Source organism: Sphingobacterium prati (assembly GCF_013167215.1).
In the GTDB taxonomy this organism is placed as follows: Bacteria; Bacteroidota; Bacteroidia; order Sphingobacteriales; family Sphingobacteriaceae; genus Sphingobacterium; species Sphingobacterium prati.
Genome location: NZ_JABJWY010000012.1, coordinates 131,625 through 146,303, shown reverse-complemented (window position 1 = coordinate 146,303; position 14,679 = coordinate 131,625). Strand labels below are relative to the sequence as shown.

General features: G+C 40.4%; 8 protein-coding genes. 4 read left to right on the top strand and 4 right to left on the bottom strand.

Annotated elements, in window-relative coordinates:
* Nucleotide 1: 1 nt before the first annotated feature.
* From HPC41_RS03440 to HPC41_RS03430, 3 genes are all read left to right on the top strand, one after another.
* Nucleotides 2-1,738: a phospho-sugar mutase gene (locus tag HPC41_RS03440; protein ID WP_172392581.1), complete on the top strand. Its 1,737-nt coding sequence runs from the start codon at nt 2-4 to the stop codon at nt 1,736-1,738.
* Complete coding sequence (locus tag HPC41_RS03435; protein WP_172392580.1) at nt 1,739-2,281, top strand: NUDIX hydrolase; 543 nt, start codon at nt 1,739-1,741, stop codon at nt 2,279-2,281.
* Between the two features lie 78 nt (nt 2,282-2,359).
* Nucleotides 2,360-3,673: a nicotinamide mononucleotide adenylyltransferase gene (locus HPC41_RS03430; protein ID WP_172392579.1), complete on the top strand. Its 1,314-nt coding sequence runs from the start codon at nt 2,360-2,362 to the stop codon at nt 3,671-3,673.
* 313 nt (nt 3,674-3,986) lie between these two features.
* Here HPC41_RS03430 and HPC41_RS03425 read toward each other — a convergent pair whose 3' ends face one another.
* A complete protein-coding gene (locus HPC41_RS03425; protein WP_172392578.1) occupies nt 3,987-4,811 on the bottom strand; it encodes an N-acetylmuramoyl-L-alanine amidase in 825 nt (274 codons plus the stop codon).
* A gap of 288 nt (nt 4,812-5,099) precedes the next feature.
* A complete protein-coding gene (gene gcvP, locus HPC41_RS03420) occupies nt 5,100-7,973 on the bottom strand; it encodes an aminomethyl-transferring glycine dehydrogenase (protein ID WP_172392577.1) in 2,874 nt (957 codons plus the stop codon).
* A gap of 533 nt (nt 7,974-8,506) precedes the next feature.
* Between gcvP and ctlX the strand changes: the two genes are divergently transcribed.
* Nucleotides 8,507-9,460: a citrulline utilization hydrolase CtlX gene (ctlX, locus tag HPC41_RS03415; protein WP_172392576.1), complete on the top strand. Its 954-nt coding sequence runs from the start codon at nt 8,507-8,509 to the stop codon at nt 9,458-9,460.
* 202 nt (nt 9,461-9,662) lie between these two features.
* On the opposite strand, the gene HPC41_RS03410 is transcribed toward ctlX, so the two are convergent.
* Entirely contained in the window at nt 9,663-12,842 is a 3,180-nt protein-coding gene (locus HPC41_RS03410) for a TonB-dependent receptor (protein WP_172392575.1), read from the bottom strand.
* A 173-nt stretch (nt 12,843-13,015) separates the two neighbouring features.
* A complete protein-coding gene (gene bshC, locus HPC41_RS03405) occupies nt 13,016-14,605 on the bottom strand; it encodes a bacillithiol biosynthesis cysteine-adding enzyme BshC (RefSeq protein ID WP_172392574.1) in 1,590 nt (529 codons plus the stop codon).
* Between the last annotated feature and the right edge of the window lie 74 nt (nt 14,606-14,679).

Below are 14,679 nucleotides of genomic sequence, written 5' to 3'. Positions count from 1 at the left end.
AATGGGAAATTTAGACAAAGACATACAAAAGAAAATCGACGAATGGTTGACCTCAAATTATGATGAGGAAACAAGAGGTGCAGTTCAGAAGTTAATAGATGATCAGGCTGAGACGGAGCTGATCGATTCATTCTACAGGGATCTTGAGTTTGGCACGGGCGGCTTAAGAGGGATTATGGGTGTAGGTTCCAATCGCATGAATAAATATACGATTGGAAAAGCGACACAGGGCTTATCGAACTATCTCAAAAAGCAGTTTCCTGATCAGGAGATCAAGGTAGCCGTAGCTTACGATAGCCGTAACAACTCCCAATCTTTTGGTCAGCTTGTGGCCCAGGTATTTGCTGCCAATGGTATCAGGGTCTATCTCTTCAATGAATTGCGTCCTACACCAATGCTGTCTTTTGCCATCCGTCATTTTGGATGCCAGAGCGGTGTCATGTTAACGGCTTCGCACAATCCCAAGGAATACAATGGTTATAAAGCTTATTGGAATGATGGCTCGCAATTGACTGCGCCCCATGATAAAAATGTCATCGATGAGGTCAATGCAATCACCTCTGTAAAAGATATCCAGTTTGAAGGAAATAGCCAAAATATTATTCCTGTCAGTGAAGAGATTGACCAGATTTATATTGATGCCAATAAAGCATTGAGTATACATCCTGAAGCTGTTCGGGCACAAAAGGATTTAAAAATAGTCTATTCTCCGATCCACGGCACTGGAATTACAATCGTACCAAAAATGCTGGCATCATGGGGTTTTGAAAACGTTACAGTAGTCACCGAGCAGGCCACACCGGATGGAAATTTTCCAACGGTAATCTATCCGAATCCGGAGGAGGAGGACGCGATGGCCTTAGCAAAGAAAAAAGGTGAAGAGATTGACGCAGATTTGGTTTTAGCAACCGATCCAGATGCAGACCGTGTCGGAATAGCTGTTAAAAACAGCCAGGGACAATTTCAGTTACTCAATGGTAATCAGATCGGCAGTTTACTAATTTACTATGTCTTAAGTGCAAAGAGTGATCTAAAACAGTTGGGGCACCACCCATACATCGTTAAAACGATTGTAACCAGCAACCTTCAGGCAGATATTGCCGATCATTACCATGTAGCGCACTACGAAACCCTCACAGGCTTTAAATATATCGGCGAGCTGATCACAAAATTAGGTGATTCAGCACACTATCTTGCCGGCGGAGAGGAAAGCTACGGCTACCTGGTCGGTGACCTGGTCAGAGATAAGGATGCGCCTAATTCCTGTGCTTTCCTGGCAGAAATGACTGCATATTTTAAGTCAAAAGGTAAGACGGTCTATGACGTATTATTGGATATTTATCAAGAATTTGGCTGCTATCAGGAAAAATTGATTTCCTTAACGAAAAAAGGAAAAGCCGGAGCCGAGGAAATACAGGCCATGATGGCTGGACTGCGCCAAAATCTACCCACGACACTTGGGGGAATCGAAGTTAAAGAAATTCGAGACTACCAACTTTCCCAAACGACTGACATGAAAACAGGTAATACAAACGAGATTGCTCTTCCAAAGTCGGACGTATTGCAATTCATTACCGCAGATGGAGACGTGATTTCGGCGAGACCATCCGGTACGGAACCCAAAATCAAGTTTTATTGCTCCGTTAAAGGAATACTCCAGGCAAAAGAAGACTATCCAAGTCTTCAACACCTATTAGCAGAAAAAGTAGACCGTATGATGAAAGATATTGTTGGTTAAATGGAAAAGTGGAAACTATTATCATCTGAATATATCTGCAAGGAGCCTTGGGCGACATTACGCCGGGATACATGCGAGCTGCCTGATGGACGTATCAACGACCATTATTACGTACTGGAATATCCGGATTGGGTCAATATGGTGGGAATCACAGCGCAAAACGAATTATTGGTGATCAAGCAATACCGTCATGGAGCCGGAATCATTTCTTTGGAAATCCCGGCCGGAACAACGGAGCCGGAAGAAGATCCCAAAGATGCCGCTATACGGGAAATGCTGGAAGAAACAGGGTATCAGTTTGAAAAAATCGAAGAGATCGCCACGCTGTATGCCAATCCCGCAACAAGTGGTAATGTTACGTATACCTATCTTATGACGGGAGGACAGAAAGTTCAGGAACAGGAACTGGATGAACACGAAGAGATTGACGTTTTCCTTATACCGCTCAGGGAAGCAAAAACCATGCTGTTGGAAAACAAATTTAGCCAGGCCCTACATAGCAGTGCTTTATTCTATGCTTTTAATAAATTAGGCTTGTTTTAAAACAAGCCTAATTTTATTCTGTTTTTTCCTTTCATACTTTAATTTTCACTAGACTTTTGATTTTTGTACCTTTGTGCCATGGCAAGAGAAATTTTTGAAACTAAGCGAAAGGCCCTTAAAATAAATCTAAACCCAGAGATTTATGGAACCTTCGCCGAGATCGGTGCTGGACAGGAAGTCGCACGTAACTTTTTCAATGCAGGAGCTGCATCAGGCACAATTGCGAAAACGATGTCAGCTTATGATATGGCATTCAGTGACGCCATATACGGTGAAGAAGAAGACGGCAGGTACGTCAGCAGAACCCGTTTACAGAAGATGCTCTCCCATGAATTTAACTTGCTGACACATCGGTTACATGGCGACAAGTATTGCAACAAAAAATTCTTTGCCTTTGCAGACACGGTGACCACACTGAATTTTACCAAAACCAATGAGCCTCACGGCTGGATCGGTCTTCGGTTTCAACACGAGGTCGGTGGCCCTACAAATGACATTATCGTCCATGTCAGACTCCTGGACAGTGACAACCAACTGCAACAGAAAGTATTGGGTATTATTGGTGTAAACCTGCTGTTTGCCGCATATTACTACGCAGAAAATGTACAGACAATGATTGAGTCCTTGGTTGATAATTTGTCGATAGGATCTGTCGAAATTGATCTGGTTAAATTAAACGGTCCTTTGTTCGAAAATGTCAATCAACGCCTGATCAACTTATATCTTATTGCCAAAGGGTTCGCAAAAGCGGCTATTTTCCAGCCGGACGGTAAAGCGGTACAGATCAAGGATTATTTATATAAAAAGAATATTATCTTACTTCGCACGAAATACCGTCAAAAATCACTTCCTAACTTTGATTTATTTAACCTTGCCGTTGAGCAGTTTAAAAAAAATACAGGCGCCACTGATCAAGACACCATTGTTTTGATCGAGGTCTTGATGGGGAATGTGCTAGAGGATACCCATGAAATTACAGATGAAGATCTACAAGAATTCGCATCAAGAGCAGATGAGCTATGTGCCACAGGCAATAATATTATCGTCAGCAACTTCCGTAGAAATAATCATCTCGCCGAGTTTATAAGCAACTTTAAACCTAAGAATATCGGAATTGCGACAAACGTTTATAACTTAAAGAACATCTTCAATTCAGACAACTACAATAAAGAACTCTATACCAATGAACTATTATCGTACATATCCGGTATGTTCAACAAGAATGTAAAGCTTTATGCTTATCCCTATCTATTGAAAAAGGAAAATAAAATCATTACCACACAGAATATGCCGGTTTCGGAAGAGGCACAACCTCTCTTCGAATTCCTAATCAAAAACGGATATATTATAGATATTGAAAATTACGACGAGAAATTTGTAAAAACCGTATAATATAAACTTCGTTAAAATTTAATTTATTAGGTAGTCCAATTTAGTTAAATTGGACTACCTTTATTTCCAGTACTCACGAAGCAAAGCAACAAAATGTTATACTAGTCGATGCTAATGATACCGTCATTGGTCGAATGGAGAAATAGGCTGTCAAAAAATAATGCAGAGGAAAAGATTCAAATGGTCATAATATAATGGTCACACACAATCGATAGCACAATAACAAAAGCCCTCCAATCTGCTTATCTAGTACATAAAAAAGAGCAATTCTGTCACAAATTGCTCCTTTCGTTCTATGTTGTCTAGAAAAACACTATAAGTACTTTTTGTAAATGGAATACATGATTTTTAGGTCATTTTCACCCAAAAATGCAGTATTTACATCTTGTTGAATATAATGGATTTTGAAGGCTTTTATCGCTGCATCCAGATTACTGACATCATAGCCAATAATACGCAGAGCCATCTTGGGATTAAAATCAACCGGCGGTATCTCTAAAAATTCTTCATACCAATAGCCAAATCCCTGATCTGCCAATTTTTTCCAAGGGAATCGAGACGGGTCATTCTTACGTGTAGGGGCAAGATCCATATGACCAATAAAATTTGCCTGTGGGATCTTATAAGTATTCCTTAAATAGCTTAGCAGCTGAACCAAAGCGTTGATCTGTACATCAGTCCAGGGGTCTGTGGTACCATTATTATCTAATTCTATACCTATAGACGAAGAATTCAAGTCAGTATCATTTCCCCATTTTCCCAGGCCGGCATGATGTGCACGGTATAGGTCATTTACCATTTGGACAACTTTACCATCCCGACCTACAACATAATGTGAACTTACACCTGCTTTTGCGGAATGAAAGGTACGAATGGTCTGTCCCAGAGAATCCTGAGCTGTATGATGAATGACCACAAAATTAGGCTTCCGTATCCCAAAATTGGTGGAGGCGATCCACTGCTGATCTTTTATATTTACCTTCTCCAACTGCCCAGTTACAGGAGATTGACGATATAAATTAGAAAACTCTTTCGCTTGTTTCTTATATATTTTTTCAGTCTTAGCATATTTATTGCCGGCGCAAGATGTAATTAATGCCGCAACAATAAAAAAATTAAATATTGATGTTATCTTCATATCGAAATGTTTCAGCACAAATATACTTCCAAAATACTATATCAGGACTATTGTAGCTTAAATTGATACAATAACATTCCGGTCCTGTAGCGCTTTTCACGAAATCATTCCTTATTCATGGCCGGTTTGTTTCGAACATAATCTGATCATTAAAAAAGTCCGGACGGGATGTCCGGACTTTCTGCAATCTATAGAATTTATTTATGCTTTATTTTAAAGCAATACATTTCATATACCCATAAAAGCCTCCGTTAGCGGGAGCTTTATTATTATATTTTTTTAAGACTGTTACGCCTCAGCATATTCCTCGATCGAAGGACATGAGCAAATCAATGTACGGTCTCCCTGAGAATCGTTTACACGACCTACTGAAGGCCAGAACTTACGCTCTCTCACATATTCCAAAGGATAAGCGGCCGTTTGGCGACTGTAAGGTCTATCCCACTCATCTGCGGTAACCACTGCCGCTGTATGCGGAGCATGCTTTAATACGTTATTTGCCTGATCAGCTTCTCCAGCCTCAACTGCAGCAATTTCCTGACGAATAGCAACTAATGCATCACAGAAACGATCCAATTCAGCTTTTGATTCAGACTCCGTCGGTTCAACCATCAATGTACCTGCGACAGGGAAAGAAACTGTTGGTGCATGGAAACCATAGTCCATCAAACGTTTTGCAATATCAGCGACTTCGATACCTACATTTTTGAAACCACGGCAATCAAGGATCATCTCATGTGCACAACGGCCATTGCTACCAGAATAAAGTACTGGATAGGCATTTTCCAAACGTGCCTTAATATAGTTTGCGTTTAATATTGCCGTCCGTGTCGCGTTGGTCAAGCCTTCACCGCCCATCATGGAAATATAGGCGTGAGAGATAATCAAAATTGATGCTGAACCAAATGGCGCAGCAGAAACAGCTGTGATTCCTTCTTCTCCTGAAGTAGAAACAACTTGGTGATTAGGCAAGAAAGGTACTAAGTGTTTAGCAACACCGATCGGCCCCATACCGGGACCACCACCACCGTGAGGAATACAGAATGTTTTATGCAAGTTCAGGTGACAAACGTCAGCACCAATATGGCCCGGACTAGTCAAACCTACCTGTGCGTTCATATTTGCTCCGTCCATATATACCTGACCGCCATTAGCATGGATGATTTCACAAACTTCAATGATAGATTCCTCAAACACACCATGTGTAGATGGATAAGTCACCATTAAAGAGTTCAGGTGAGCAGCATGCTCTTCTGCTTTTGCTCTTAAATCTGGGATATCAATGTTTCCAAGTTCGTCACATTTTACTACTACCACTTTCAAACCAGCCATTGAAGCCGATGCAGGGTTAGTACCATGTGCAGAAGCTGGAATCAGACAGATGTTACGTCCATGATCGCCACGGCTCTCATGGTAAGCACGGATAACCATTAAACCCGCATATTCACCTTGCGCCCCTGAATTAGGTTGGAAGCTCATCTTAGCAAAACCTGTGATCTCAGACAACCAATCGTTCAATTCACCGATCATCTGCATATAACCTGAAGTTTGGTCTGCTGGAGCAAATGGATGTAATCCTCCAAATCGCGCCCAGGTAACAGGGGTCATTTCAGCTGTGGCATTTAATTTCATTGTACAGGAACCCAATGGGATCATCGAATGGCAAAGCGATAAATCTTTTGCTTCCAATGACTTAATATAGCGTAACATTTCGTGTTCAGAATGGTAGCTATTAAAGTTTGGATGAGTTAAATACGCTGAGGTACGAACTAATTCAGCAGGGATCGAAGAATCTAAGTTTTCTTCTAAGGTATCAAAATCTACATCGTTCAATGTTTTGCCCTGAATTTTTGCAAACACTTTTACGATTGTTTTAATATCCTCATATGTTGTTGTTTCATCGATAGCGACAGAAACTTGTGAACCTTTGTAGTAGAAGTTCAATTCATTGTTCAGCGCTTCAGATTTTAATGCGCCCGCATGTGCACCTAAATCTACACGTAGGGTATCAAAATAAGCTTTATTCAATTGGGTATAACCCAATGATTGTAACGCTTGATCCAATAAATTTGCTAAAGCATTGATACGGGAAGCAATATTTTTAATTCCTTCGGGGCCATGGTAAACTGCGTAAAAAGAGGCCATAATAGCCAATAAAGCTTGCGCCGTACAGATATTAGAAGACGCTTTGTCACGACGGATATGTTGCTCACGAGTTTGTAAAGCCATACGTAGCGCGTACTTTCCATTCGAATCAGAAGTTACACCAATGATACGTCCAGGAATATTACGTTTGAAGCTATCACGAGTAGCGAAGAATGCCGCATGAGGACCACCGAATCCCATTGGTACACCAAAACGCTGTGAGTTGCCGACAACAACATCTGCCCCCCATTCTCCTGGAGGAGTCAACAAGGCTAAACTCATTAGATCCGCGGCCGCACATACTGTAATATTTTTACCGTGTGCAACGTCAGCAAATGATTTGTAATCAACGATTGAACCGTCTGCTGCTGGATATTGTACGAATGCAGCAAAAACGTCGTCTGTCAATTCCGATTCTTGAATAGCTGTGATTTTCAGCTCGATACCGAAAGATAAGGCACGCGTTTTCAATACATCTATCGTCTGTGGATACGCATTTTCAGAAACCAAGAATACATTTGCTTCTTTATTTTTACGCGCTGAGTAAAGCATAAACATAGCTTCAGCTGCAGCCGTAGCTTCATCCAATAATGAAGCGTTTGCAATTTCCAATCCCGTAAAATCAGAAATAACTGTCTGGAAGTTTAAGAGTGCCTGTAAACGACCTTGTGCAATTTCCGCCTGGTAAGGAGTATATTGCGTATACCATCCCGGATTTTCAAACACATTACGTTGAATTACACCCGGAAGGATCACGTCATAGTATCCTTGACCAATAAAAGATTTAAAAACTTTATTTTTCTCTGCGATTTCCGCTATCCGCTTTAAATAGGCAACCTCAGACAATGCTTTTGGAAGATTTAAAGGTTTTGGAGCACGGATTTGAGAAGGGACCGTTTGGTCGATTAGCTGGTCAATTGACGTTACGCCCAATTTGGCCAACATTTCATTCGCTTCAACTGGACTTGGGCCATTGTGGCGACTTTCGAATTTTTCTTGGAAGTGTATATTGCTCATGTGTGCAAAAAGTTAACGCTTATAGACAGTTATTGACATACTAATTAGGTAATTAACTCTCTTATAAACAGTCGTTTTTTGGATGAGCAAAGATAGCAAAATAAATGACTGAAAACGAAGCAAAAAAGTGTATAAAAAGTCAGTTTTAACAACGAGCAGATGTGCAATCGATTGTCTTATATAGGATAAAATTCAAATAAAAACAAACAACCAAAGTTCGTGTTGAAAATATACCAACCAAATCAAAGATAACTTAACAGAATAATAAAAAACGAAAGATTATGCTGTTATTTTTCAACCGCCATTTTTTCTTTTTGAAGATATTCTTTTTGCAATGGCGCTGATTTTTCAATACATTAGTATAAGTACCAATTGTAAAGTGATTTCTGACACTGGGCAATCATTCAAGGGGATTTGCAGCATTGCTGAAAAATCGAAAAGAGAAATCGGGCTTTTACTGCAATGGGACTCATACAAACAAGAATATCATTCTTTTTAACAAATATAAACCAGCGAAGTAACGATTATAAATCATGAGAAAACAGGTAACAGACAGTGTACTCCTAGTAAGACCCTCTGTCTTCCGCAAAAATGAGCAGACCGCAGTCAATAATTTTTTCCAAAAGGACATTGAAAACTTAAGCGGTGAAGATGTAAATAGGGAGGCACAAAGTGAATTTGATGCCCTTGTCAATGAATTGAAATCACACGGCATTCTAGTGACGGTCATTCAAGATGATGAAAAATCAGAAAGTCCAGACAGTATATTTCCGAACAATATTGTCTCTTTCCACCAGGACGGAAAAATTATCTTTTATCCGATGTTCGCACCCAACCGTCGAAAAGAGCATTTATTGGACTTTGAGGGACCATTAAAACAAAACGGTTACTATGTAAAGTTGATTAAAGACTTAAGCGAGGCCGAAAATAACAGACAATATTTAGAAGGGACAGGGGCCCTTGTACTGGATCGTACACACCGTATTGCTTATTGTGCACTTTCGGAACGCGCGGACCGCAGCATGTTGGACGAATACTGCAGAACGGAAAATTACACCCCGATCGTCTTTCATGCATTTCAGACAGTCAATGGCAAACGCAGACCTATCTATCATACCAATGTGGTATTGGCCGTGGGAGAAGATTTTGCAATCTTATGTCCGGCTGCGATTGATAATCAATCCGAACGGGAAGAGTTGTTAAAGAAATTAAAAGAAACCGGAAAAGAAATCATCGAGATCAACGAAAACCAACTGGAAAATTTTGCGGCAAACTGTCTTCAGGTAAGAAATAAATATGGAAACCGTTTTATAGTATTAAGCGATAAAGCATTATCGTCATTAACGCTTTACCAAACAGCACAATTGGAAAAACATGGCAAAATCATCCATCAGGATTTACATGTTATCGAAACCTGTGGCGGAGGTAGCGTACGTCATATGATGGCGGAAGTATTCCTTCCAAAAGAAAAAGTGATGAATGCTTAGGGCATTCATCACTTTTTGAAACGCAAATTCCATCAGGTCAATACAGCTAGTGAATCTCTTTTAGTTAACTAATTTATTGACCTTTCTTATATCTGAACCTGATACAACATCAGACATTTGCCCCTTAATTGTTATTTTTTGATTCAATTTTAAAAGGACATGGCTATCTGATTAAATAGCCATGTCCTGCTTTCTAAAACGTTTAAAAAGAATAACGTAGTCCCAGCTGGAATTGGTATGGATTGCCGGAGGGGGTAACGATACCTGAATTGTTTACATTGTAATTAAACTGCTGCTTCGCAACATCAAAAGGGATCAGCTTTTCCCCGGCAGCATCTTTCCCGCCTAAAGCATATAGATTTTGATTGCCTAGAGACTCATTTATACCCCAAGTTTTCTTAAACAAGTTGGCAACGTTGAAAAGGTCCCCTGATATTTCAAGAGCATGGTTCTTATATAAATTGAATTTTTTAGCAATTCGTAGGTCAATCAAACCATAAAAACCATTCACCCCACCATTACGTTCTGCTATTTTACCCTGATATTTCCTGATATAATCTTTAAGACTCTGGCTCGCTTCTGGGTTACTCAACAGATTATTCAATCCAGTGACCAGCTGTTTTGAAGTATTCGGATTATTCGGGTCAAAGATAAAGGCCAGATCATTGTCTCCGGCGACAAAGTCTCCATTAATGTTACCGCCAGCGAGTAAACTATACCGTGTACCTCCGATACCTGAGTAGCGAACGCCGACACTAACCCCATAAAATGTTGGCAAAGTTCCATAAATAACAATCTTATTACGGAATTGATTGTTCGAATAGCTCATTTTGCTCAAATCGCGAGGATCATCTTTTACAGCTAAGGATAAGGTAGCCGTATTGGCCACATTCCCGTTGAAGGAAGTATTGTCTTTCGCATCGTTCCAAGTATAACTAACCGAGATCGTTCCATCCTTGTAATACTGATAACTTGCATCAAACACGACGGCAAATTGGTTGACTTTGCCCTCAGAGTTCAATTCCAAAACTCGGCCAAATTTATCTGAAATCCGTCCTTTTTTCCAATCCGGTGCTCCATCGACGATGGATGCCGTAGGAACGAATACGCCTCTATTATCTTCATTTGCGAGTCTAAAGAAAGGGTCTTTCACCATATTACGATCGACATACATGTAATTATTGCGTCCCAAATTCATATATCCGGAAAGGCTTGCCTTCAACTTTTCTGTGAAAAAGTGCGTATAAGATAAATTAGCCTTATACACGACCGGGATTTTGGCATCGGGACCGTAAGTATTGATGGTCGGAATCTGAAACTGGGCTAAAGAAGGTGTGGATGATGGATCCTTTCTGTAGTCGACAAAATTTGGTGTAGGTACATCCGCACCGCGAACATCAACAGTAGCAAAATGCTTCCCATCAAAAGTAAGGTTATTGATCGTCATATAATTATTGATATCCGAAGCAAATATACCTCCACCCACTCGAAAGAAATCCTTTCTTTCTTCGTTCACATCCCAGGTCATTTGGAAACGCGGTTGCACCACAAAAGACTTGAGTTTATGATCTGTACGGACACCGACTTCTTTTAACAATTCTTCATTCAGAGGAGAGGTAGGATAATGTCCGTAATCCAATCGTAAACCGGCGACCAGATCCAATCCCTGCGCTAGCTTGGTTTGCAATTGTCCATACACACCGGCGTTGAATATCTTACCGACCACTGCCGGATCACTCATCAAAGGAACTTCACGATAGTAAGCGTATGGCTTCATGTCGTCAAAGTTCTGCATAGCCGTTTTTCCATCACTTGGCCTAAAGTGGAAGCGACCATTGACCTCACTTCCGTAAATGGAATTTGCATGGGTATACATCAGATCCACACCAAAGGTGTAATTGATATTATCGGTGCTGTAATAGATATTATCGACAAGCTGAAATACATTATTTTTAAAAGATTCCTGCGCAAAACGATGTCCGCCCAATTGCAATGTGGTCTTTTTATCTTCACCGGCAACTTTGGAGACTGCATCTTCTACAATTGCACGTGGAATATTCTGACCGGGTAAAAGGTCCCCCGGACTACTTTTCTGATAGGTATAGAGGTGTTGTACTTTTAACTCATTGGTTACCCTAGGGGAAATGGTGGTACGCAAAGTTGCCAATAGGCTATTGTCAATATTCTTATCATTCCCGTAAGATTCATATAAAGTAATTGGCTTGTTGTCTTGTAGCCCCAGCTTATTGTTGTCACTTGTAAAGTTATTACGGATTGTCAATAAGTTTTTATCATTGATTTGCCAGTCAACACGTCCAAAAATCGCATCGGAACCTCTTTTCTTGTCAAAAGCACCATATTGGCGTTCGTTCCCCAGTCCGTACTTTTTCCGCCCGATATTGACAAATTCATCCAATGTTGCGTTTGTAACATTAAATCTTTTTTCATCGGCTTCAGAGTTGATATCAGCAATAATCAAGGGGCGGGAGTCTTGCTGATGATCCCAAGCAACAAAATAATGAAGTTTGTCTTTTATAATGGGACCACCCAAGGTAAAGCCATATTGATAAGTGGAAAAATCGTTGCTTCGTTTGTTTCCCCGAATATCGTATGGGCTGGACAACCAATCTGCTCGGGAATATAACCAGGCACTACCCTGAGTTTTATTTGTACCTTGTTTCGTCACCGCACTGACTGTTCCGCCCCCTGCTCTGCCATAGGTTACATCATATTGGTTGGTCACGACTTTAAACTCCCGGACTGCTTCAATAGAGATCGAAAAAGGAGCGCCACTCCGGCTTGTTGTCGAACCCGCAGAAGTCGGATTTTTTGCGTTCATACCATCAATAGTAAAATTGGTAGAAGAACCGAGCTGACCACCGATATTATCACCCTTGCTCAAGGGGGATAGATCCATTAAAGAAGTAAAATTACGGCCATTGACGGGTAGTTTCGCAATATCCCGGGCTGTTACCGCGGTTGCTGCACCTAAGTTCTCTATTTTATTCTTCAGGGTGCTTACACCAGTTAACTCGACCGTTTCCAGTACATTTGAAGCATTCTGAATCGGAATATTTAACCGGATCATATCACCCTGGTTTAACATAAAGCCCGAACGAACCTGTTCTCCATAGCCGATATAAGTAACTTTAATGGTGTACGGTCCTCCTAATGGAAGCTCCTTGAAATTGAAATCGCCATTGGCATTGGTAGATGTTTTGGTGGTAAAACCTGTCGATTCGTTACGAACCTCTACTGAAGCTCCATGAACCCCTTTGTTATTCTCATCCGTAATTTTTCCGGAAAATCCTGCTTGGGTTGTTTGTGCATACAAACCTGTTCCTATCGCAATGGCACAAGTCGTAAGTAATATTTCTTTCATTAAGTTGTTGGTTGTGATATGGCAACAAAACTACTTCGGTATTATTAACAGAAGCTAAACGAGATATTATGAAATTATAAACAAAACATCGCAAATACTTTAAGGAAAAACAACGAAGCAAAAAGCAAATACAAGAGCGGATTAATCATAAAAAAGTCAGTAAAATACTGACTTTAATATAAGATTGTAAATTTAAAATCCAGGGGATTAAAGTATTTATAAAGATCTCTAAAGAGGTTGTCACCATATTTTACATACAGCAAGGCAAAGTTTTCCGATCGCTCCTGTAGTCCCCCTCCCGGAAAGAGCTTTTCTTTTACATTGTCTATATCTGCCAATGCATGCTGATGGTTTCGTTTTTCTGCTTTCATCAACTTTTTTTCCAGATTGTTCATCGCCTTTTTCAAGCGAGCTTTTATCGCCTCGGTGCTGGGCCCTAGACTCGGATCGATTTTGTGTGTACGCAATCTTATCTTTCCAAAGATCGCATTCAGTTCCATCCATTCATCATTGAGATTCAATCTTTCCTTAGTATGACGACGCACATATTCCTTCTTTAAAACCTCTGCCGGACGAAAGATGCTTTTAAAAGTCAGATCTACTCGAAAAAGCTTTGCCGCTACATTATCCTCGGTAATCATGGCCGAGTTCCTTGGAATTAAGATCGGAAAATCTACTTGGTACTGGTCAAAATTAGATTTCAATTGCATCCAATAAACCATCTCTGCGCCACCACCGATATAAGCCAAATTGGGCAGGATAATTTCCTGATACATTGGGCGCATCACCACATTAGGACTAAAACGTTCTGGATGAATATCAATTTCCCGTTCCAGCTCTTCCCTGGTGAAATATATATTTTGATGCAAAACCTCATATCGACCGTCAGCATTTAAGACTAAACGTTCTCTAAACTCGTCGGTTAGATAGAAGAAGTTGATTTCCCGCGCATGCACCTGTGTAGAAAAACCCTTTGATTCCAGTTCTTTTGACCTGTCCGTGATGGCTTTAAAGCTATTTCCGGATAAAATATCCGTTTTGATAATCGGTTTAAATAACTCCTTCAGTGCTTTATCATCTGCATCAATAATCAAAAGACCATAGGCTTTAAAAAGTTCGTTTACCATATAACGTGTTGCGTCAGCCAACCTCGAGTGCTTCAGGTATGCTTGCTCCACAATACCCGTGAGTTTAGCAGAATTGTCAGAAAGACCGAGGATGTTGGTGTATTGCTTTACTGCATCGACAATTGAACTAGTATCCATCCGTCCTGTAGCCGATACCGCAGGTATTTCCCAGGCAATTTTCTTTCCGTAGACTTTTGTATGATTAATTTCTTCAAAATCATGGTCTTCAGTAGCCATCCAATATACCGGGATAAAGTTTTTGTCCGGATGTTTGGCGCGCAGGTCCTCTGACAGACGTATTGCGGTCATGATCTTAAATATAAAGTACAAGGGTCCTGTAAAGATATTCAGCTGATGACCCGTAGTAATCGTATACGTATTCTCCTGTAACAACAAATCTATATTTTCAGCTACAATCGGGGAATTGTTCAGCAATGCAGCATATTGAGCTTTAAGGCGCTCCACCAGGAGAGCACGGTGATCAAAAGATTTCTTTTCCTGCAATTGCTTCGCAAATCCGTCAAACGTGGGCCAATGACCAACAAATGGTTTCAGCATCTCGTCATGAGCAAGATAGGCCAGCAATGTTTTGGAAAAACTATTTGTCTCACTGTATTCAATATAAGTTGCTTTCATATATGCTTATTGTACTATATACAAATGTATTTAGTTTGGGCAGACAAAATAATGATTTTTAATAAAAAGCTCAT